18 protein-coding genes are annotated in these 20,187 nt (G+C 64.6%); 11 read left to right on the top strand and 7 right to left on the bottom strand.

Going from position 1 to position 20,187, the window contains the following annotated elements; all coding sequences use genetic code 11:
- Window positions 1-92: 92 nt before the first annotated feature.
- The 3 genes from J2X19_RS16330 to J2X19_RS16320 all read right to left on the bottom strand — a co-directional run bounded on the left by J2X19_RS16330 (window position 93) and on the right by J2X19_RS16320 (window position 2,152).
- A complete protein-coding gene (locus J2X19_RS16330; RefSeq protein ID WP_310374821.1) occupies window positions 93-398 on the bottom strand; it encodes a BON domain-containing protein in 306 nt (101 codons plus the stop codon).
- Window positions 399-758: 360 nt separating this feature from the next.
- Complete coding sequence (locus J2X19_RS16325; RefSeq protein WP_310374819.1) at window positions 759-1,070, bottom strand: BON domain-containing protein; 312 nt, start codon at window positions 1,068-1,070, stop codon at window positions 759-761.
- A gap of 611 nt (window positions 1,071-1,681) precedes the next feature.
- The gene (locus J2X19_RS16320) at window positions 1,682-2,152 is read right to left on the bottom strand and encodes an Lrp/AsnC family transcriptional regulator (protein WP_116608504.1); all 471 of its coding nucleotides are present in this window, start codon (window positions 2,150-2,152) and stop codon (window positions 1,682-1,684) included.
- A gap of 282 nt (window positions 2,153-2,434) precedes the next feature.
- Between J2X19_RS16320 and J2X19_RS16315 the strand changes: the two genes are divergently transcribed.
- The 5 genes from J2X19_RS16315 (at window position 2,435) to J2X19_RS16295 (ending at window position 11,791) form a co-directional block, all read left to right on the top strand.
- Window positions 2,435-5,977: an indolepyruvate ferredoxin oxidoreductase family protein gene (locus J2X19_RS16315; RefSeq protein WP_310374818.1), complete on the top strand. Its 3,543-nt coding sequence runs from the start codon at window positions 2,435-2,437 to the stop codon at window positions 5,975-5,977.
- Window positions 5,978-6,178: 201 nt separating this feature from the next.
- Window positions 6,179-6,514 (top strand): preprotein translocase subunit YajC, encoded by a 336-nt coding sequence (yajC, locus tag J2X19_RS16310; protein WP_310374817.1) that lies wholly within the window; start codon window positions 6,179-6,181, stop codon window positions 6,512-6,514.
- Between the two features lie 28 nt (window positions 6,515-6,542).
- Entirely contained in the window at window positions 6,543-8,423 is a 1,881-nt protein-coding gene (gene secD, locus J2X19_RS16305) for a protein translocase subunit SecD (protein ID WP_116608501.1), read from the top strand.
- A gap of 12 nt (window positions 8,424-8,435) precedes the next feature.
- Window positions 8,436-9,389 carry a protein translocase subunit SecF gene (gene secF / locus J2X19_RS16300; protein ID WP_116608500.1) on the top strand — a complete coding sequence of 318 codons (954 nt, stop codon included), beginning with the start codon at window positions 8,436-8,438 and terminating at the stop codon, window positions 9,387-9,389.
- A gap of 14 nt (window positions 9,390-9,403) precedes the next feature.
- The gene (locus J2X19_RS16295; RefSeq protein ID WP_310374813.1) at window positions 9,404-11,791 is read left to right on the top strand and encodes a DUF1631 family protein; all 2,388 of its coding nucleotides are present in this window, start codon (window positions 9,404-9,406) and stop codon (window positions 11,789-11,791) included.
- Between the two features lie 71 nt (window positions 11,792-11,862).
- Here the strand turns inward: J2X19_RS16295 and J2X19_RS16290 are convergent, their stop codons facing one another.
- From J2X19_RS16290 to J2X19_RS16280, 3 genes are read right to left on the bottom strand one after another with little or no spacing between them, the layout of a single operon-like run.
- Window positions 11,863-12,360 carry a Smg family protein gene (locus J2X19_RS16290; protein ID WP_310374811.1) on the bottom strand — a complete coding sequence of 166 codons (498 nt, stop codon included), beginning with the start codon at window positions 12,358-12,360 and terminating at the stop codon, window positions 11,863-11,865.
- 45 nt (window positions 12,361-12,405) lie between these two features.
- Entirely contained in the window at window positions 12,406-13,545 is a 1,140-nt protein-coding gene (dprA, locus tag J2X19_RS16285) for a DNA-processing protein DprA (RefSeq protein ID WP_310374809.1), read from the bottom strand.
- A gap of 19 nt (window positions 13,546-13,564) precedes the next feature.
- Window positions 13,565-14,782 carry a LysM peptidoglycan-binding domain-containing protein gene (locus J2X19_RS16280; RefSeq protein WP_473198105.1) on the bottom strand — a complete coding sequence of 406 codons (1,218 nt, stop codon included), beginning with the start codon at window positions 14,780-14,782 and terminating at the stop codon, window positions 13,565-13,567.
- 275 nt (window positions 14,783-15,057) lie between these two features.
- Here J2X19_RS16280 and def point away from each other — a divergent pair, with 275 nt between their 5' ends.
- The 6 genes from def to J2X19_RS16250 all read left to right on the top strand — a co-directional run bounded on the left by def (window position 15,058) and on the right by J2X19_RS16250 (window position 19,423).
- Complete coding sequence (gene def, locus J2X19_RS16275) at window positions 15,058-15,579, top strand: peptide deformylase (protein ID WP_116608495.1); 522 nt, start codon at window positions 15,058-15,060, stop codon at window positions 15,577-15,579.
- Window positions 15,579-16,559 (top strand): methionyl-tRNA formyltransferase, encoded by a 981-nt coding sequence (gene fmt, locus J2X19_RS16270; RefSeq protein ID WP_310374805.1) that lies wholly within the window; start codon window positions 15,579-15,581, stop codon window positions 16,557-16,559. Before def ends, fmt begins: the two co-directional genes overlap by 1 nt.
- Window positions 16,540-17,277 carry an AzlC family ABC transporter permease gene (locus J2X19_RS16265; RefSeq protein WP_310374803.1) on the top strand — a complete coding sequence of 246 codons (738 nt, stop codon included), beginning with the start codon at window positions 16,540-16,542 and terminating at the stop codon, window positions 17,275-17,277. Before fmt ends, J2X19_RS16265 begins: the two co-directional genes overlap by 20 nt.
- A complete protein-coding gene (locus J2X19_RS16260; protein ID WP_116608492.1) occupies window positions 17,274-17,612 on the top strand; it encodes an AzlD domain-containing protein in 339 nt (112 codons plus the stop codon). Before J2X19_RS16265 ends, J2X19_RS16260 begins: the two co-directional genes overlap by 4 nt.
- A 59-nt stretch (window positions 17,613-17,671) precedes the next feature.
- Window positions 17,672-18,865 (top strand): phosphoglycerate kinase, encoded by a 1,194-nt coding sequence (locus tag J2X19_RS16255; RefSeq protein WP_310374800.1) that lies wholly within the window; start codon window positions 17,672-17,674, stop codon window positions 18,863-18,865.
- A 63-nt stretch (window positions 18,866-18,928) separates the two neighbouring features.
- Window positions 18,929-19,423, top strand: a complete 495-nt coding sequence (locus J2X19_RS16250; protein WP_116608490.1) for a hemerythrin domain-containing protein — start codon at window positions 18,929-18,931, stop codon at window positions 19,421-19,423.
- A 54-nt stretch (window positions 19,424-19,477) separates the two neighbouring features.
- On the opposite strand, the gene J2X19_RS16245 is transcribed toward J2X19_RS16250, so the two are convergent.
- Entirely contained in the window at window positions 19,478-20,068 is a 591-nt protein-coding gene (locus tag J2X19_RS16245) for an OmpW/AlkL family protein (RefSeq protein ID WP_116608489.1), read from the bottom strand.
- Window positions 20,069-20,187: the final 119 nt, after the last annotated feature.

Genomic DNA, 20,187 nt, shown 5'->3' with positions numbered 1-20,187 from the left:
CGAAAACGCCCCCTGCAGCGGCAGCTTGGCCGGTACAGAGGGCGTTGAATGTCGCTTCAAGCCGGGGGGGCTGAAGCGGCTGGTAATGCAGCTTACTTGCTGCTTTCGTTCGAGTAGGTGCGCACGGTGCTGTAGGCATTGCTCACACCGGGAACGGTGCTGGCCACATAGCGGGCCTTGGACTCTTCCAATGGGCCCTTGGCCCAGCCGCGCACCGTGACATCGCTGCCGTTGGCGGTGACGGTGATGTTCTTGGCGTCGTCGCCCATGGAGCTGGAAATGGCGCTTTGCACAGAACTGGCCAGGTCGGCGTCGGTGGCTGCGTGGGCGGGCAGGAAGGCGCCAGCGGCCAGGGCGAACAGAGCGGAAGCGGCGATGCCGGTGATGGAGCGGGTCATGGTAAATCCTTTGAGTTGTTACACCATTGTTGGTGCGATGGGGTGATCTTCTCAACCCGCGGGGACGGCTGTGTGTCGGAAGTTGTACTGCTTTGTTACAGATGCAATCTAGGGTGAAACCCTAGGGTGGTTTTTGCTATGGAATGAAGAGCTGTTGCCGCTGGTGAAATATGCCTAAGGTGCCAAAAATGCCTGATGTTTTGCACGCAAGCCGTGCGATTTAGGCAAAAAAAAGCCCCTGTCGCATGGATGCCATGCGGCAGAGGCCTTAACCCGGCAGCTACGGTGAGCCCGGAGGCTGCGCCGTGTGTTCGGGACACTGGGGGAAATCATTGCGCCGCGCCGAGCGGCGCGTGGCGTTTACTCGTTGCTGTCGCTGGAGAAGGTGCGCACCGAGCTGTAAGCGTTGTGCACGCCGGGCACCTTGCTGGCGACGAAGCGGGCCTTGGCTTCTTCTTGCGGGCCTTGGGTCCAGCCGTGCAAGGTGATGTTGCCGTTGTTGGCGGTGACGGTCAGGCCGCTGGCATCGCTGCCCAGCGAATTGTTCAGGCTGGACTGCACGGCGCTGGCCAGGTCGACGTCATTGGAGGTAGCGGCTTGGGCGGCCATAAAAGGGCCGGCGGCCAGGGCGATCAGGGCGGCAGCGGCAATGCGGTTGATAGAGCGTGTCATGGTGAATCCTTTGGGTTGTTTGTTGCGATGGGGTGATCTTCCCAAGCGGGGGCCAATACTGTGTGTCGTGTACACGCATGCTGTGTTGCAACTGCAATCTGGGGTGACATGTAGGGGGGATGAATTGCTACTTTATTTGTAGCTTCTAGCGTAGGGTAAATATGCGCTAGAGGCCTAAAAGGCTTGTGATCTCTGTGAGAGAGTTGGTGCCACTGGCATGGTCAGCCGGGTGGTGCGCCCGGCAGCGCAGTAACTTGTCTTTTGCGTGGCCAAAAGAAAGTCACCAAAGAAAAGGCCAGCCGAAGTCGTCGCCCGGCTGTGCCGGTACGCTGCGTTGCTCGGTCTGGTCGGGGTCCCGCTCGAACTCGGCCTACGGCCTCAAACAATCGCGGGCCCTGATCCGCCCAGCCCTGCGCTACTCGCCGACGCCACACGGCGGGGGATCGGACAGCCAATACCAACAGCCGAACAGCCAACCCCGGCCCGGCTGCGCCGGGCTCGCGCCTTAGGCGCGATGTGGCGCTGTGCGCCACCGACCCCCGGAGTCCCCCTCTGTATGCGCCGCCGGGCGCACATCCCGGCCGGGGATGCAAGTTGCAGCAAACAGCCAGCTACCCCGCCAAATGCCCCAACGGCAACACCCCATTCCCCTTCACCTCCCCCAGTGAAAAACTGGTGTGCAAATCCTTCACATTCGGCAGGTTCACCAGCACCTGCCGGGCAAACTGGCTGAAGGTATTCAGGTCGCGCGACACCACCTGCAGCTCGAAGGTGCCGGTGCCGCTGATGTAGTGGCAGGACACGACCTCGGGGATCAGGCGGATCGCGTCTTCCAGGCCTTGCAGCGCGGGGCCGCTGTTTTGTACCGCATCGATGCGCACAAAGGCCAGCACATCCAGGCCGATCTTGTGCCGGTCGATCTCGGCGCGGTAGCCGCGGATGTAGCCGGCTTCCTCCAGCGCGCGGACCCGGCGCCAACAGGGCGCGGCGGACAGGCCGACGCGCTGTGCCAGCTCGGCATTGGTCAGGCGGGCGTTGGCCTGCAAAGCATCGAGGATGGTGAGGTCGAATTTATCAAGCATGGATTCACTGTATTTGCGCAAGATCCTTTCGTGTAGTAGGGGAAACGAGGCAAAAAACGCAAACACTTACCGCGCTTGCAGGCATACACTTTTCGGCAAAGCGGAGCCCACTCCGTTGGAGACAAGCACGATGAACGCACCCCTGCCGGAACACATCCGCAAAGCCCTAGAGACGGTCACGCTGGACGACAAGACGCACAGCGGCTTGCGCCGTAGGCACATATACAGCGCGGGCGGCGTAGCCGGACGCACGGGATTTGGCGTCGAGCTAGGAGCTGCCGTATGAACGCCCCCTTGCCCGAACACATCCGCAAGGCCCTAGAGACGGTCACGCTCGACGACAAATACCGCCTGGACTATGGCCGCGCCTTCATGAGCGGGGTCCAGGCCCTGGTCAAGCTGCCGATGCTGCAGCGCCTGCGCGACGCGCAGCAGGGGCACAACACGGCGGGTTTCATCAGCGGCTACCGGGGGTCGCCGCTGGGCACTTACGATCAGGCGCTGTGGAAGGCCGGCAAGTACCTGAAGGCGCAGAACATCGTGTTCCAGCCGGGGGTGAACGAAGAGCTGGCCGCCACCGCGGTATGGGGCACGCAGCAGCTGGGCTTCTCACCGCCGGGCACCAACAAGTTCGACGGCGTGTTCGGCATCTGGTACGGCAAGGGGCCGGGGGTGGACCGCTGCTCGGATGTGTTCAAGCACGCCAACATGGCCGGCACCACCGAGTTCGGTGGCGTGATTGCGGTGGCTGGCGACGACCACATTTCCAAAAGTTCGACCGCCGCGCACCAGAGTGACCATATCTTTAAGGCTTGCGGCCTGCCGGTGTTCTTTCCGACCAATGTGCAGGAGATCCTGGACCTGGGCCTGCACGCGTTTGCCATGAGCCGCTTCTCCGGCGTCTGGGCCGGCATGAAGACCATCCAGGAGATCGTCGAGTCCAGCGCCACGGTGATGATCGACCCGGATCGGGTGCAGATCAAGATCCCTACCGACTTCCAAATGCCGCCCGGCGGCCTGCACATCCGCTGGCCCGACCATGCGCTGGAGCAGGAAGCGCGGCTCATGCACTACAAGTGGTATGCCGCGCTGGCCTATATCCGCGCGAACCGGCTGAACTACAACGTGATCGAAGGCCCGAACGATAGATTCGGCCTGATCGCCAGCGGCAAGGCCTTCAACGACACCCGCCAGGCGCTGCTGGACCTGGGGCTGGACGACGCCACCTGCCAGCGCATCGGCCTGCGCCTGCACAAGGTCGCCGTGGTCTGGCCGCTGGAGGCGCAGCTGACGCGCGACTTCGCCATCGGTCTGCAGGAGATTTTGGTGGTCGAAGAAAAGCGCCAGGTCATCGAATACCAGCTGAAGGAAGAGCTGTACAACTGGCGTGCCGATGTGCGGCCGAATGTGCTGGGCAAGTTCAACGAACCCGAGGGCGACCAGAGCGGTGGCGAGTGGTCGATGGCCAACCCTACGGCCAACACCTTGCTGCGCGCCAATGCCGATCTGTCGCCGGCGTTGATCGCCCGGGCGATTGCCCAGCGGCTGAAGAAGCTGGGCGTGCCGGACGATGTGGCCGCGCGCATCGATGCGCAGCTGGCGGTGCTGGACGCCAAGGAGCGCGCCATGCTGGCGGTGGAGATCAGCGCCAAGGCGGCCGAGCGCGCGCCCTGGTTCTGCTCGGGCTGCCCGCACAACACCTCGACCGTGGTGCCCGAAGGCTCGCGCGCCATGGGCGGCATAGGCTGCCACTTCATGGCCACCTGGATGGACCGCAGCACGATTGCCTTCACCCAGATGGGCGGCGAAGGCGTGCCCTGGGTCGGCCAACAGCCGTTCACCACCGACCAGCATATTTTTGCCAACTTGGGCGACGGCACCTACTTCCACAGCGGCCTGCTGGCGATCCGCCAGGCGATCGCCGCGGGCGTCAACATCACCTATAAGATTCTGTACAACGACGCCGTGGCCATGACCGGCGGCCAGCAAGTCGGCGAGCGCCCCGAAGGACACTCGGTTGTGCAGATTGCGCAGTCCGTGCTTGCGGAAGGTGCTATCAAAACTGTAGTGGTGACGGACGAACCCGAAAAGTACCAGGGTGTGGCGCTGGCGGCCGGGGTGGAGGTCAAGCACCGGGATCTGCTGGACGAGATCCAGCGCGAGTTCCGTGAGATCAAGGGCACGACCATCATCATCTACGACCAGACCTGCGCCACCGAGAAGCGCCGGCGCCGTAAGCGCGGCACCCTGGTCGACCCGGCCAAACGGGTGGTGATCAACGAGCTGGTCTGCGAGGGCTGCGGCGACTGCGGCGAGCAAAGCAACTGCCTGAGCGTGGAGCCGCTGGAGACGCCGTTCGGCCGCAAGCGGCAGATCAACCAGTCCAGCTGCAACAAGGACATGTCGTGTCTGAAAGGTTTTTGCCCGAGCTTTGTGACGGTGGAAGGCGGCCAGCTGCGCAAGAAGACGCCGGCCCAGGCGTTGTCGCCATTCAGCGGCAGCCCGCTGCCCGAGCCCACGCTGGCGCCGATTGCCGGCGTCTGGGGCATCGTGGTGGCGGGGGTTGGCGGCACCGGGGTCATCACCCTGGGCCAGCTGCTGGGCGTGGCCGCGCACCTGGAGGGCAAGGGCATCGTCACCCAGGACGCGGCGGGCCTGGCGCAAAAAGGCGGCGCCACCTGGAGCCATGTGCTGCTGGCCGAAAGCCAGGACGCGATCCGCACCACCCGGGTCAGCCAGGCCGGTGCCGACCTGGTGCTGGGCTGCGACCCGGTGGTCACGGCGGGCAAGGAAACCCTGCAGCGCATGCGCCCCGGCCGCACCCATGTGGCGCTGAATACGCATAGCGCGCCGACGGCGGCTTTTGTGCACAACCCCGATTGGCAGAACCCGACCCAGGCCTGCAGTGCCGAGATCGTGCGCGCCGTCGGCCTGGATGCCGTGGCCAGCTTCGACGCCGATGCGGCCGCGAACCGGCTGATGGGCGACAGCCTGTACGCGAACCCCATGCTGCTGGGCTATGCCTGGCAAAAAGGCTGGGTGCCGCTGCAGCTGGCCTCGCTGCTGCGCGCCATGGAGCTCAACGACATGGCGGTAGAGTCCAACAAGACCGCCTTCGCCTGGGGGCGCCGCGCCGCCGTCGACCCGGCCAGCGTGGCGGCACCGGCCCAGGCCATCACCTGGCATGCGCGCGAATCGCTGGACGCGATGCTGGCGCGCCGGGTCGAGTTCTTGACCGGCTACCAGAACGCCGCGTATGCCGACAGCTACCGCGCCTTTGTGGACCAGGTGCGCCAGGCGGAGCTGCCGCTGGACAAGCACCTGCCGCTGACCGAGGCCGTGGCCCGCTATCTGTTCAAGCTGATGGCCTACAAGGACGAGTACGAGGTGGCGCGGCTGCAGGCCGACCCGGCCTTTCTGGCGCGCATCCAGTCGCAGTTCGAGGGCGACTTCAAGCTGCGCTACCACCTGGCGCCGCCGCTGCTGGCGAAGAAGAACGCCAAGGGCGAGCTGCAGAAGCAGAGCTTTGGGCCGGGAATGGGCTTGGCTTTCCGTCTGCTGGCCCGGTTGAAGGGTTTGCGCGGCACGGCCTTCGACCCGTTTGGCTATACCGAAGAGCGGCGCGGCGAGCGCGCGCTGATCCAGGAATACCGCGACTGCATCGCCGAGTTGCTGCCGCAGCTGACGCCGGCCCGGCATGCGACGGCCGTGCAATTGGCGCGGATTCCCGAGCAAATCCGCGGCTACGGCCATGTGCGGGCGCGACACCTGGCGGCAGCCCGCATCCAATGGGATGCGCTGCGGGCCAGTTTGAAAAATGCATGAAACAGGGCGTTGGCGCTTATTTGATAAGCGTAATTAGCTATTGAAAAAATAGCAACCTGGATGCCCCTACGCCCTGGCAAGCCCTGATGGCGAAGGCCTAACACAGCCGCATACAATCCGCTCTACCCCCGCCTGGGTGCTTGGCATGCGCCAAGCCTTGTCTGCGGGTTTTATTTTTGTCATTTGCTGTTGGAGCCTTCTGTGTTCATTTCTTCCGCTTTCGCCCAAACCGCCCCCGCAGCTGCGCCTGCTGGCGGCGACATGATGTCGTCGTTGACCGGCATGCTGCCGCTGGTGCTGATGTTTGTGGTGCTGTACTTTGTGATGATCCGCCCCCAGATGAAGAAGCAGAAAGAGCACCGCGCCATGATCGACGCGCTGGCCAAGGGCGACGAAGTCGCAACCGCCGGCGGCCTGCTGGGCAAGGTCACCAGCCTGGGTGAAGGTTCGATCAGCCTGGAAATCGCCAATGGTGTGGTCGTCCAATTGCAGCGCAGCGCCGTTGTACAAGTCTTGCCCAAGGGCTCGGTCAAGTAAATATTAGTGTGAGTATCCAAGCGCGACCATGAATCGATACCCGGTATGGAAGTACGTGATCCTTCTGGTCGCGCTACTGGTGGGGGCCATTTACACCCTGCCGAATTTGTTTGGTGAAGCTCCGGCAGTGCAGGTTTCTGCCGCCCGGGCATCGGTCAAGATCGACAGTACCACCCTGGCCAAGGTGCAGGAAGCCCTGGCAGCTGCCAGCGTCACGCCCGAGCTGATCGGCCTGGAAGGCAACTCGGTCAAGGCCCGCTTCGACAGCACCGACAACCAGCTCAAGGCCAAGGACGTGGTCCAGAAAGCCCTGGTACCGGACGCCAACGACGCCAACTACGTGGTGGCGCTGAACCTGCTGTCGCGCTCGCCCGCCTGGCTGACCGCGCTGCACGCCATGCCCATGTACCTCGGCCTGGACTTGCGCGGCGGCGTGCACTTCATGCTGCAAGTCGACATGCAGGCCGCGCTGACCAAGAAGGCCGAATCGCTGAGCGGCGATCTGCGCGGCATCCTGCGCGACAAGAACGTGCGCCACAGCGGCATCAGCCGCAACGGCCAGGCCATCGAAGTGCGCTTCCGCGACAGCGAAACCCTGGCTACGGCCAAGGCCGTGGTGCAGGACCAGTTCCCCGACCTCATCGCCACCGATGCGCCCGACGGCACCGAATACAAGCTCACCGCCACCATCCGCCCCGAGGCCGCGCGCCGCGTGCAGGACCAGGCGCTGAAGCAGAACATCACCACCTTGCACAACCGTATCAACGAACTCGGCGTGTCCGAGCCGGTGATCCAACAGCAAGGACTGGACCGCATCGTGGTGCAGCTGCCCGGCGTGCAAGACACGGCCAAGGCCAAGGACATCCTGGGCCGCACCGCCACCCTGGAAGTGCGCATGGTGGACGAAAGCACCGAGGCCGCGTCGGCCGCCGTCGGCGCGGGCGCGGTGCCGTTTGGTGCCGAGCGCTACCCGGAACGCAGCGGCCAGGCGGTGATCGTCAAGAAGCAGGTCGTCTTGACTGGCGAGAACCTGACTGATGCCCAGCCCGGCTTCGACAGCCAGACCCACGAAGCCACCGTGAATCTGACGCTGGACGCCAAGGGTTCGCGCATCTTCAAGGACGTGACGCGCGAGAACATCGGCAAGCGTATGGCCATCATCCTGTTCGAAAAGGGCAAGGGCGAAGTTGTGACCGCGCCGGTCATCCGCTCGGAAATCGCTGGCGGCCGGGTGCAGATCTCGGGCCGCATGACGACCCAGGAAGCCAGCGACACCTCGCTGCTGCTGCGTGCCGGCTCGCTGGCCGCACCGATGGAAATCATCGAAGAGCGCACCATTGGCCCGAGCCTGGGCGCCGACAACATCTCCAAGGGCTTCCACAGCGTGACCTGGGGCTTCCTGGCCGTGGCGCTGTTCATGTGCTGCTACTACATGCTGTTTGGAGTGTTCTCCAGCATCGCGCTGGCCTTCAATCTGCTGCTGCTGGTGGCGGTGCTGTCCATGCTGCAAGCCACGCTGACCCTGCCGGGCATGGCCGCCATGGCCCTGGTGCTGGGTATGGCCATCGACTCCAACGTGCTGATCAACGAGCGCGTGCGCGAAGAGCTGCGTGCGGGCGCCTCGCCGCAGGCGGCCATCCATGCAGGTTTCGACCGCGCCTGGGCGACCATTTTGGACTCCAACATCACCAGCGCCATCGTCGGCATCGCCTTGCTGGCCTTCGGCTCCGGCCCGGTGCGCGGCTTTGCCGTGGTGCATGTGCTGGGCATTGCGACCAGTATTTTCTCCAGCGTGTTCTTCTCGCGCGGCCTGGTCAACCTGTGGTACGGCCGCCAGAAGAAGCTCAAGACCGTGTCCATCGGCACCGTGTGGCGGCCCGATGCCGCCGTTGAAACCAACGCCAAGTAAGGACGCGACACCATGGAGTTTTTCAAGATCCACCGCGACATTCCGTTCATGCGGCATGCGCTGGTATTCAACATCGTTTCGTTCCTGACCTTTGTGGCGGCGGTGTTCTTCCTGTTCTCGCGCGGCCTGCATCTGTCGGTCGAGTTCACGGGCGGCACCTTGATGGAGGTCAGCTATTCGCAGCCCGCCGATCTGAACCAGGTGCGCACCCAGATCGCCGGCCTGGGCCTGAACGATGTGCAGGTACAGAATTTCGGCACCTCCAAGGACGTGCTGATCCGCATGCCGGTGCAAAAGGGCGTGACTTCGGCACAGCAGAGCGACCAGGTGCTGGCCGCGCTGAAGACCTTGGATGCCTCGGTGCAGCTGCAGCGCACCGAATTCGTCGGCCCGCAGGTGGGCGACGAGCTGGCCGCCGACGGCCTGAAGGCGCTGGCTTTTGTGGTGGTCGGCATCATGCTGTACTTGGCGATCCGCTTCGAGTGGAAGTTCGCCGTGGCGGCGATCTTCGCCAACCTGCATGACGTGGTGATCATCCTGGGCTTTTTCGCCTTCTTCCAGTGGGAGTTTTCGCTGCCGGTGCTGGCGGCGGTGCTGGCGGTGCTGGGCTATTCGGTGAACGAGTCGGTGGTTATTTTTGACCGTATCCGCGAGAACTTCCGGCGCTTCCGCAAGATGAGCACGATGCAGGTGATCGACAACGCGATTACCTCGACCATCAGCCGCACTATCATTACGCATGGCTCTACCCAGATCATGGTGTTGTCTATGCTGCTGTTTGGCGGCCCCACGCTGCATTACTTTGCCCTGGCGCTCACCATCGGTATCTGCTTCGGTATCTACTCTTCGGTGTTTGTGGCGGCGGCCATCGCCATGTGGCTGGGCATCAAGCGCGAAGACCTGGTCAAGTCGACCGGCAAAAAAGAAGAAGACCCTAACGATCCCAACGCGGGTGCAACCGTTTGATCCGCGTCTGACATATGGCCACCACTGCCTCACCTTCTGACCTGCAACTCGCCCGCAAGGTGCGGGAGCGCTTCGTCTCCGAAGTGGGGCAAGGCATGGGCGATGTCAACCGGGCAGTGGCCGGGCGCCTGACGGCGCTGATGGAAGAAGTGCGCACCACCCGCGAGATGCACGAGCGCCAGGACGCCTGGACTGCCTACCAGCGGCACAACCGGACCTGGGAACAGTCCACTGTGGCGGCCTGGCAAAAAGCTTTGCTGCCCGTGGCCCATGCGACACCGGCGAACTACCGCGTGTCCCAGTTCGAGTTGATGGGCGACGACGTGGTGGAGAACAAGATCCTCGCCTCGCGCCTGTCCTTGGCAATTCTGGACCGGCTGGGCGCGGTCTACGGCGACCTGTGCGCCCGCATCCAACTGCTGGAGGGCACGGGCGAATTGAACAGCCACGACCCGCTGCGACCCGAAGTGCTGATGCTGTCGCTGGTTGAGCAATGGGCGACCGTGGGCCTGGCGCGCAATATTCTGCCCTTGGTTACCGATGTGCTGCAGCGCGAGCTGGGTACCAAAATTCTGGCGGCCTACGAATCCGCCAATGCCTTGCTGGTGGACAGTGGCGTCATGCCCTCGGTGGATTTGCGCACCCGCGTCAAGCGCAGCGATGCCGCTGGAGCGGCCACTGCCGGCGTGTCCCGCGTCACCAAGGAGCCGCAACCGACGCCGGGTGGCGAAGATTCGGGCTGGGCCGGTGCGCCAGCTGGCGGTACCGGTACCGGTGCGTTGCGCGGCACGGGCTCTGCTTACGAGGATTCGAGTATCGGCGCCGCTGAGCGCATCCAGCGGGCCCGGATGCAGCAAAACAGTGCCGAAGAAACCCGCATGATGACGGCGGCGACGCCGCTGGCACGGGCCCGGCGCCGCGCCCAGGGTGTCATGGGCCACCTGAAACGCATGCTGAGCGACCACGTCAGCGATTTCGATGCGACCGAGCAGCATCCGGTTTCGCCGGCGCTGGCCCGTGCGATTGCCCGCAGGCGCGATGGCGGCGATACCGACCCGATGCCGGGCGGCGTGGTGTACACCGACCGCTTCGACTACAGCCCGGCCGAGGTGTCCCAGGTCGCCGTGGCGCTGCGCGAACGGTCCAACGAGCTCAAGCAAAAAGCTGCCACCTCGGCCGAAAAAGCCACCATCGAGATCGTCGCCCTGATGTTCCAGAGCATCCTGGCTGAAGAGCGGATTCCGCCTTCGGTGCGGGTCTGGTTTGCCCGGCTGCAGCTGCCGGTGCTGCGCGTGGCCCTGGCGGAGCCCGAATTTTTCAGCACCGTAGACCATCCTGCACGCCAGCTGATCGACCGCATGGGTTCCTGCGTCATGGGCTTTGACGCCAGCGCCATCAGTGGCACCGCGATGGAAAACGAGATCCGGCGCGTGGTCCAGGTGATCGAGCAGTACCCCGAAACCGGGCGCCGGGTGTTCCAGCTGGTGTACGACGAATTCGTGTTGTTCCTGTCTAAGTACCTGACCGAAAAAGGCAGCACCCAGCGCCTGGTCAGCCTGGCGCAGCAGGTCGAACAAAAGGAAACCCTGGCGATCCAGTACACCATCGAGCTGCGCAACATGCTCAAGGACATGCCGGTGCGCGACGAGATCCGCGAGTTCCTGTTCAAGGTCTGGGCCGAGGTGCTGGCCATGGCCGCGGTGCGCAACGGCCCGCAGCACGAGGACACCATCGCTCTGAAGAAAGCCGCTTCCGAGCTGGTCTGGTCGGCCAGCGCCAAGCCGAACCGCGCCGACCGGGCCCGGGTGATCCAGAGCCTGCCCACCCTGCTGCAGCGCCTGCGCCAGGGCATGGGCTTGCTGGGGTTGGACACGCCTGCGCAAGAGCTGCACATCAAATACATCAGCGACACGCTGGCCGATGCCTTCATGTCCAAGACCGAGGCGATCCCGCAAGCCCGCATCGAGTCCATGGCCGCGCACCTGGCCAATCTGGAAGACTTCTTCAGCGACGAAGACGCAGGCGACCTGCCGCTGGACCCGGAAAACATCGAGATGATGCTGGGCATGGACGCTTCCAGCATCGACGTGATTGCCGACGGCGGCTCCAAACCCACCGAGGCCATGCAGGCCTGGGCCCAGGAGCTGCAGCTGGGTCATTGGTTCATGCTGGACCACAACCGCCAGGTCAACCGCGTGCAGTTCGCCTGGCGCAGCAACCGTAAGCAGCTGAATCTGTTTGCCTCGATGGACGGCCGCAGCTATCTGATCCAGGCGCGTCGCCTGGCCGCCTATCTGCAGGCCGGCCTGCTGGTACCGCAGGAAGAAGAAGCCCTGACCCTGCGCGCCACCCGCGACGCATTGGCCAAGCTGGACGCCAACCCCGAGCGCTTGCTGGCTTAGATACTAGGATTTTTGTAGCTGCTCACGCCCATTCCATGGGCGCTGGCGGCCTCAATGGCTTGTAAAAGCCTTTAGTGGGCGACGCGGTCCGAGGCGTCGTCGCACAGCTCGTCGAGCACCAGGGCGTCGGGCTCTTCGCCAAAACTCCAGTAGACCATCAGGATGATGATCTTCAGGTCGTCCAGGGTGACCGGGTTGCCGCTGGCGGCCATTGCGCGGTCGAGCACAATTTCGCGCATGCTGGGCGCCAAAATTCCGGCGGTTTCCAAAAAGCTCACAAAGCCCAGGCATTCGGCGCCCAGATGGTCTTGTTCGGCCACCGAATAGACCCGCAGGCTGTCGGTGGCGGGCAGGGCGAGGGTGCTGTTGGCCGGCAGCGCGGGCAGGGTGCCGGGCTGCTGCTCAGGCTTGTGCGATGCCAGGTGCAGGCCGTCGAGCCAGCGCAAGGCCTCCTGGATCTCATCGGCCTCGAAGCCGACAGCCGTTAATTTGCGTCCCAGTTGCTGGGGCTCGGGACAGGCATCGCCTCTCCAGTAGTTTTCATAAACGTAGACGAGTACTTCAAACATGGCCCCAATATAGCGCAGAACTGCTGCAGGGGCGGGGCTAAAAAATCAAGCCCGTCCCATGCGCTGGAACAGGCCGCCGGGCAGGCGGGCGACCAGGTTGTCCAGCTCCAGTTCCAGCAGCTGGACCTGCAGCTGGGCCGGGGCAATGCCGGTGCGGGCCACCAGCGCATCCAGGCCGACCGGGTCGAAGCCGAGTGCGGCCAGCAAAGGATTCTCAGCATCATTTTGGCCATCAGCGCTGTCTGTATCTGCGCTAGCAGCTATCAAATCCGTAGTGCCAGGCAACTGCAGTTCGTCCAGCACATCCTGGATGGTCTCCACCAGTTTGGCGCCCTGCTTGATCAGCGCATGGCAGCCGCGGGCCTGGGGCGCGTGGATGGAGCCGGGGATGGCGAACACCTCTTTGCCCTGCTCCGAGGCCAGCCGGGCGGTGATCAGCGAGCCCGATTGCAGGGCCGCCTCCACCACCAGCGTGCCCTGGGCCAGGCCGGCGATCAACCGGTTGCGCTTGGGAAAGTTGGCCGGCAGCGGCGGCGTGCCCAGCAGGTATTCGCTGAGCAGCAGGCCGTGCCCGGCGATCTGGTGTGCCAGGGCCAGGTTGCGCTTGGGGTAGACCCGGTCCAGACCGGTGCCGACGAAGGCAATCGTCGCCAGCTGCCCGGCGGCAGCGCCCTCCAGCGCGCCCTGGTGGGCCGCGCTGTCCACGCCCAGCGCCAGGCCGGACACCACGGTTAAACCTGCCTGGGCGCAGGCTTTGCCGAATTGCCGGGCATTGGCCTCGCCTTGCGGTGTCGGGTTGCGGCTGCCGACGATGGCGATGTTCTGCGTGCTGCCGGCCTGCCACAGGTCGGTGCGGCCCAGCGCAAACAGCAGCAGCGGCGGGTCGGCCATGGCCAGCAAAGACGTGGGGTAGTGGGCATCGCCCAGGGTGATCAGGCTGCGTGGCGCGGCCTCGGCCTGCGCCAGCCACTGGGCGGTGGCCTCCAGATGCGCGGCCAGCTCAGGTGGTGTTTGCAGCAGCGCGCTGGCGTGGGCCGGGGGAACGACTTGCTGCAGCGAGGCCTGGGATTGCGCAAACACCGCTTGTGGCAGCCCGAAAGCCGCCAGCAGGCGCCGGGCGGCTTCGTTGCCAATGCCAGGCGTCAGCAGTAGCTGCAGCCAGGCGGCGAGTTCGTCGCGCTCCATGCGCAGGGGCCGCGGCAGCTTAGCGCGGTGGCGTGGTCAGGCGGTCGCCTACCTTGACGCCGGTCTTGATTTCCAGGATCAGTCCGTAGGACAGGCGCTCGAACGGGCGGAACACCATCAGCAGGCCGTTTTGCTCGTCCGGCAGTTTGATGCGGGTTTTCGGGGTGTCGGTGGTGTCGACCATGCTGGGCCCGGCGGACAGCAGCGACAGCACATGGCCGCGCTCGATGCCATCGCGCGTGCCCTTGTTGATCACCACAATCTGGTACTGGGCGGCATTCACGATGGAGGTGCTGCCGTAGACCGAGACGATGCGCGCATCGACATTCTGCGACGGCGCGCGGGGCACGAAGTTCAGCAGCTCGCGTTCGGGTTCGGGCAGCAGGCGGTCGCCGATGCTGATTTCTTCCTTGATCGACTGGACGTCGACGCTGGCCGGCACGATGTCCATCAGCGGCTGGCCATTCTTGTCGACTGCGCCCGACAGCTGGCGGCTTTCGCCCTTGACCAGCACCACCTTGCCGACGTACTGGGTTTCATAGCCCAGCACTTCCTTGGTGATCGGGTCGCGCAGCGGCGTGGCCTTGCGCATGACGCGGAAGTTCCAGGGCTTGCCTTTTTCGTCAAGCAGCGGTGCTTCCAGCGGCCCGCGCACATAGGCGCGGTCGCCGCGGCTGAGCAAGATGCGGTCTTCCGGCGTGGCGACGATGCGCGGCGCCAGGGCCAGGGTGTTTTCGTCGACGATCAGCGGCTCGGCCAGAAAGGGCTCGATCAGATTGGTCTGCAGCGTAGGCAGGGCGTTGTCGCCCAGGTTTTCGATGCGGGTGCGTGGCGACATGCGCACGGTGCGCAGTCCGTCGCCCGGCTGGGCCCGGCCGGCCACTAGCATGGCGCGGCCGTCTTTCTTGACCAGCCGCAGTTCCTGGCCGGGGTAGATGCGGTGCGGGTTCTGCACTTCCTGCTGGTTCATGCCCCAGAGCTCGGGCCAGCGCCAGGGGGAGGTCAAAAACAGGCCGGAAATCGCCCACAGCGTGTCGCCGGATTTGACGGTATAGCGGTCGGGGGCATTGGGTGCGAGATCGCTCAGCGGCACGCCGTTCTGGGCGACCTGGCTGGCGGTGGCCTGCTGGGCCGGGCTGATCGGGTAATTCTGGGCCAGCGCTGCAGGTACGGACAAGCCGCCCATGAGAGCGGCACACGCCGATGCGATAGCCCAACGTGTACCCACTCCCGCCATCATGTATTTCATATTTGGTTGCACCACAAATACCCGCCGGGGCTACCGCTGCCCGGTCCTGTACAGGACGCTGATCCGACGGAAAACTAAAGACAAATTACGCGCGATTCTGCGCCCAAGCCCCTGGTTGGGCAACGAATATTGGGCCCGGTCCATTTATGCCGGCGCAAAAGTAGCGAAAATAGAGACACACGGCGTACGCAACTCCCGAGAAAAGGGCGGAGAGCCCTTCTCTCGGGAGTTGCGTACGCGCTCGACATTTTCGGTGAGATTCCATGGCGCTACTTTCAATTCTTCAATATCCAGATCCCAAGCTGCACACCTTAGCACGACCGGTCACGGCGGTGGATGCACGCATCCAGGGCCTGATCGCCGACATGCTGGAGACCATGTACGAGGCCAACGGCATCGGCCTGGCGGCGACCCAGGTGGATGTGCACGAGCGCCTGGTGGTGATCGACGTGTCCGAGGAGCGCAATGCGCCGCTGGTGCTGATCAACCCCGAGATCCTGTGGGCCAGCGAAGAGCGGGTGCTGAACGACGAAGGCTGCCTGTCGGTGCCCGGCATTTACGACGGCGTCGAGCGTTCCACCCAGATCCGTGTCACCGCACTGGATGGCGAGGGCCAGTCGCGCACCCTGGAGGCCGAGGGCCTGCTGGCGATCTGCGTGCAGCACGAGATGGACCATCTGCTCGGCAAGGTGTTCGTCGAATACCTGTCGCCGCTGAAACGCAACCGTATCAAAAGCAAGATGCTCAAGACGCGCCGCGCCATGGGCAAAGCGGACGTGGCTTGATGCGCGTCATTTTTGCGGGCACGCCGGAGTTCGCCCAGGTCGCGCTGGCCCAGCTGCAGGCGGCCGGCCACGAGATGGTTCTAGTCCTCACCCAGCCGGACCGGCCCGCCGGCCGCGGCATGAAGCTGCAGGCCTCGCCGGTCAAGCAGCATGCGCTGGCCCATGGCATTCCCGTGGCCCAGCCGCGCAGCCTGCGCCTGGACGGCAAATACCCCGAAGATGCGGCTGCCGCGCAGCAGGCGCTAGTCGATGCCCAGGCCGATGTGATGGTGGTGGTGGCTTACGGCCTGATCCTGCCGCAGTGGGTGCTGGACTTGCCACCGCGTGGCTGTTTGAACATCCATGCCAGCCTGCTGCCGCGCTGGCGCGGCGCCGCGCCCATCCACCGGGCCATCGAGGCGGGCGACGCCACGACTGGCGTCACCATCATGCAGATGGACGCTGGCCTGGATACCGGCGACATGCTGCTGGTCGAAGCCCTGCCTATAGACCCCACGGACACCACCGGCAGCCTGCACGACAAGCTGGCCGCCCTGGGCGGACGCATGGTGGTGCAGACGCTGGCCCAGCTGGATACGTTGGCGCGCGTGCCGCAGCCGGCCGAAGGCATTTGCTACGCCCACAAGATCGAAAAACGCGAAGCCGCCATCGACTGGAGCCAAAGCGCGCAGACCATCGTGCGCCGCATCCGGGCTTTCAACCCGTTTCCCGGCGCCGCCACCCAGTTGGCCGGCGACAGCCTGAAAGTCTGGGCGGCCAGCGTGTCAGATGCCCGGCCGCCGGCGCATGCGGGTTGTGGATCGATTGTGGCTCTGGCGCAGGACTACATTGCGGTAGCAGCTATGGATTCGATAGTAAATATCGCGCTGGTGCAGCGCCCGGGCGGCAAGCGCCTGGCGGTGGCCGACTTCCTGCGCGGCTGCGATCTGCAGCCTGGCATGGTGTTCGAAGGCACAGCCGATGTTCCTGAAGCGCGCTAACCGCATCCACCCCGAATTCCGCATCGGTGCTGCCGAGATGTGGCCGCAAGCCCCGGGCATGGCGGCCTGGGGTTTGATGACCGGCGTGGCCATGGCCAATTCGGGCATGGGCCTGGGGGCGGCGCTGCTGATGACCTTGACGGTGTTTGCCGGCAGCTCGCAGCTGGCTGCCACGCCGCTGATGATTGCCGGCGCGCCGGCCTGGGTGATCCTGGCCACGGCGTTTTGCGTGAACCTGCGCTTTGTGGTGTTCAGCCTGCACCTGCGGCCCTATCTGATGCACCTGCCCTGGCTGGAGCGCATCAGCCACGGCTACCTGACCACCGATCTGACCTATGTGATGTTCACCAAGCGCTTTCCGCACCCGGGCGACACCCCCGAGGCGCGCAACGCCCAGGAAGCCTATCTGGCCGGCAGCAATACCGCCACCTGGATCAGCTGGATGCCGATCAGCATCACCGGCGTGGTGCTGGCCAACTTCATCCCCACCACCTGGGGCCTGGGTTTTGCCGGCATTTTGTGCCTGATCGGCATTCTGTGTTCGCTGGCCAGCACGCGGCTGCGGCTGCTGTCGGCGGCGGTGGCGGCGGTCGCGGCCATCGTGGCCTACCAGCTGCCGTTCAAGCTGAACATCGTGGTGGCGATTGCGGTGGCGGTGCTGGCCTGTATGGGCACCGAGAAGCTGCGCCCGGCGCCCGGTAAGGAGCGCGCGGAATGAACGGCAGCACCGACCTGTACACCGTGGCGCTGATCATTGGCCTGGCGCTGATCACGGTGCTGACGCGCTGCTTCTTCTTTCTGAGCCGCAAGTCCGCCGGCCTGCCGCACTGGGCCCAGCGCGGCCTGCAGTACGCGCCGATTGCCGCCCTGTCGGCCGTGGTGCTGCCCGAGGTGCTGATGACCCAGGGCCAGCTGCTGACCACCTGGATGGATGCACGCCTGTTCGGCGCTGCCGTCGGCGCGCTGGTGTACTTCTGGCGCCGTGACGTGCTGCTGACCATCGTGGCCGGCATGCTGGTGTACCTGCCGTTGCATCTTGGTTGGGGTTGGTAACTCGGCACTTCTAGAATGGCGGGCTGACTATCCCGCCCATTTACCGAGACTCCAACGCCATGAACGTCATCCGCTTCTCCGATCTGTGCGCCCAGGGCAAAGCCCAGGGCCAACGCGTTTTCATCCGCGCCGACCTCAACGTGCCGCAGGACGATGCCGGTGCCATCACCGAAGACACCCGCATCCGTGCCTCCGTGCCCTGCATCCAGATGGCGCTGGACGCCGGTGCGGCCGTGATGGTGACCTCGCACCTGGGCCGCCCTACCGAAGGCGCGTTCAAGCCCGAAGACTCGCTGGCGCCGGTCGCCAAGCGCCTGGGTGAGCTGCTGGGCCGCGAGGTACCGCTGGTGGCCAACTGGGTGGATGGCGTGACGGTCGCCCCCGGCCAGGTCGTGCTGCTGGAAAACTGCCGCGTCAACGTCGGCGAGAAGAAGAACAGCCCTGAGCTGGCGAAGAAGATGGCCGCCCTGTGCGACATCTTTGTGAACGACGCCTTTGGCACCGCCCACCGCGCCGAAGGCACGACCTACGGCATCGCCGAATACGCCAAGGTGGCCAGCGCCGGCCCCTTGCTGGCGGCCGAGATCGATGCCATCACCAAGGCCTTGGCGCATCCCCAGCGCCCGCTGGTGGCCATCGTTGCCGGCTCCAAGGTGTCGACCAAGCTGACCATCCTGAAGAGCCTGGCCGAGAAGGTCGATCAGCTGATCGTCGGCGGCGGCATCGCCAACACCTTCATGCTGGCGGCTGGCCTGAAGATCGGCAAATCGCTGGCAGAAGCCGACTTGGTCGACCAGGCCAAGGCCGTCATCGATGCGATGAAAGCCCGCGGCGCGGCCGTGCCCATCCCTACCGACGTGGTGACCGCCAAGTCCTTCGCCGCCGATGCAGTCGCCACCGTCAAGGCGGCAACCGACGTGGCCGATGACGACCTGATCCTGGACATCGGCCCGCAAACCGCGGCAGCCCTGGCAACCCAGCTGAAGTCGGCCGGTACCATCGTCTGGAACGGTCCGGTCGGCGTGTTCGAGTTCGACGCCTTTGCCCATGGCACCGAAACCATTGCCCGCGCGATCGCCGAAAGTGCTGCGTTTTCTATAGCGGGTGGCGGAGACACATTGGCCGCTATCGCCAAATACGGCATTGAAAAACAGGTGGGCTATATCTCCACCGGCGGCGGCGCTTTCCTGGAAATCCTGGAAGGCAAGACCCTGCCGGCTTTCGAGATTCTGCAAAAGCGCGCTGCGGCCTGATCTGCGTCAAGGGCCGATCGTCCGAGGGCCGCTACGCTCCTGAGCAACTTCAGGAGAAATCGCATGGCTTTGCTGGAATGGTCGGACGCCTTGTCCTTGGACCTGGCGTGTATGGACGACACCCACCGTGAGTTCGTGGACTTGCTGGCCGGCGTGGGGGCCGCGCCGGATGCCGATCTGCTGCGGCTGTGGCAGCAGCTGATCGTGCATACCGAAGCCCACTTTGGCCAGGAAGACCGCTGGATGCAGGCGACCCGGTTTGCCTCGGTCAACTGCCACAGCATGCAGCACAAAGTGGTGCTGGACGTGATGCGCGAAGGCGCGGTGCGGGGCCAGGCAGGCGATCTGCCGTGCATCCGGGCCATGGCCTCCGAGTTGGGCCCTTGGTTTCTGCAGCACGCGCAAAGCATGGACGCGGCGCTGGCCTTGCATGTGCGCCGGGTGGGTTTTGACCCGCTGACCGGGCATATCACCAGCCCGGACGCACTGCCGGCGACACCCATCCAGGGCTGTGGCGGCCAGTCTTGTTCGGATGCGCCGGAAGCCTCGATAGCCTGAGCATCCCATCGATGTCGACCCATGAAAAAGCGCCGATCACGGCGCTTTTTTTGTTTAGAAGCGCCAGCCCAGGCCGATGCCAAACAGGACGGGATCTACCTTGAAGGTGCCCAGCTTGCTACCGCCCGCGGCGACATCGGTGCGGATGTAGACCTTCTTCACGTCCAGGTTGAAGTAGAGGTTCTTGGCCAGGGGGATGTCCACACCTGCCTGCAGTGCCGGGCCAAAGCTATTGCGGTCCACGCTAACGCCAGCCGGCAGGTTGACCGCGCTGATCCGGGTGTAGTTCAGGCCCGCGCCCACATAGGGCTTGAAGCCATTGGCCTGGAAGTGGTACTGCACGGTCAGAGTCGGTGGCAGGTGTTTGAAGCTGCCGATGGGCGTGCCGCCGGCGCTCAGGGTTTGCTTCTGTGGCACGGTCAACACCAGTTCGGCTGCGATCTGCGGGGTGAAGAAGTAGCTGATGTCCAGCTCGGGCAGCCACTTGTTGTTGATGCTCAGGGCCAGTGGCGTGGTGTCGCCGTTGGCGCTGTCCAGGTGCACGGCGCGGGCCCGCACCAGCCATGGGCCTTCGGTGGCGGATTGGGCGTATGCGGAGGCCGACACCAGTACACACAGTGCGGCGGCCAGCAGGGATTTTTTCATGGTCTTTTTTCCATCGGATACATGGGAACATTCCCATGCATCCGATTACAAAAGACCCGGGCTTCCGGCAGTTTGCGCCGGATCAAGCGGCCGGGTGGCCGCGTTTGCGCCAGGTCAAG

The sequence above is a fragment of the Rhodoferax ferrireducens genome (assembly GCF_031458075.1).
GTDB classification, from domain to species: domain Bacteria; phylum Pseudomonadota; class Gammaproteobacteria; order Burkholderiales; family Burkholderiaceae_C; genus Rhodoferax_B; species Rhodoferax_B ferrireducens_A.
Note: the sequence above shows the minus strand (reverse complement) of the source record. Positions and strands in the feature narration are given on the sequence as shown.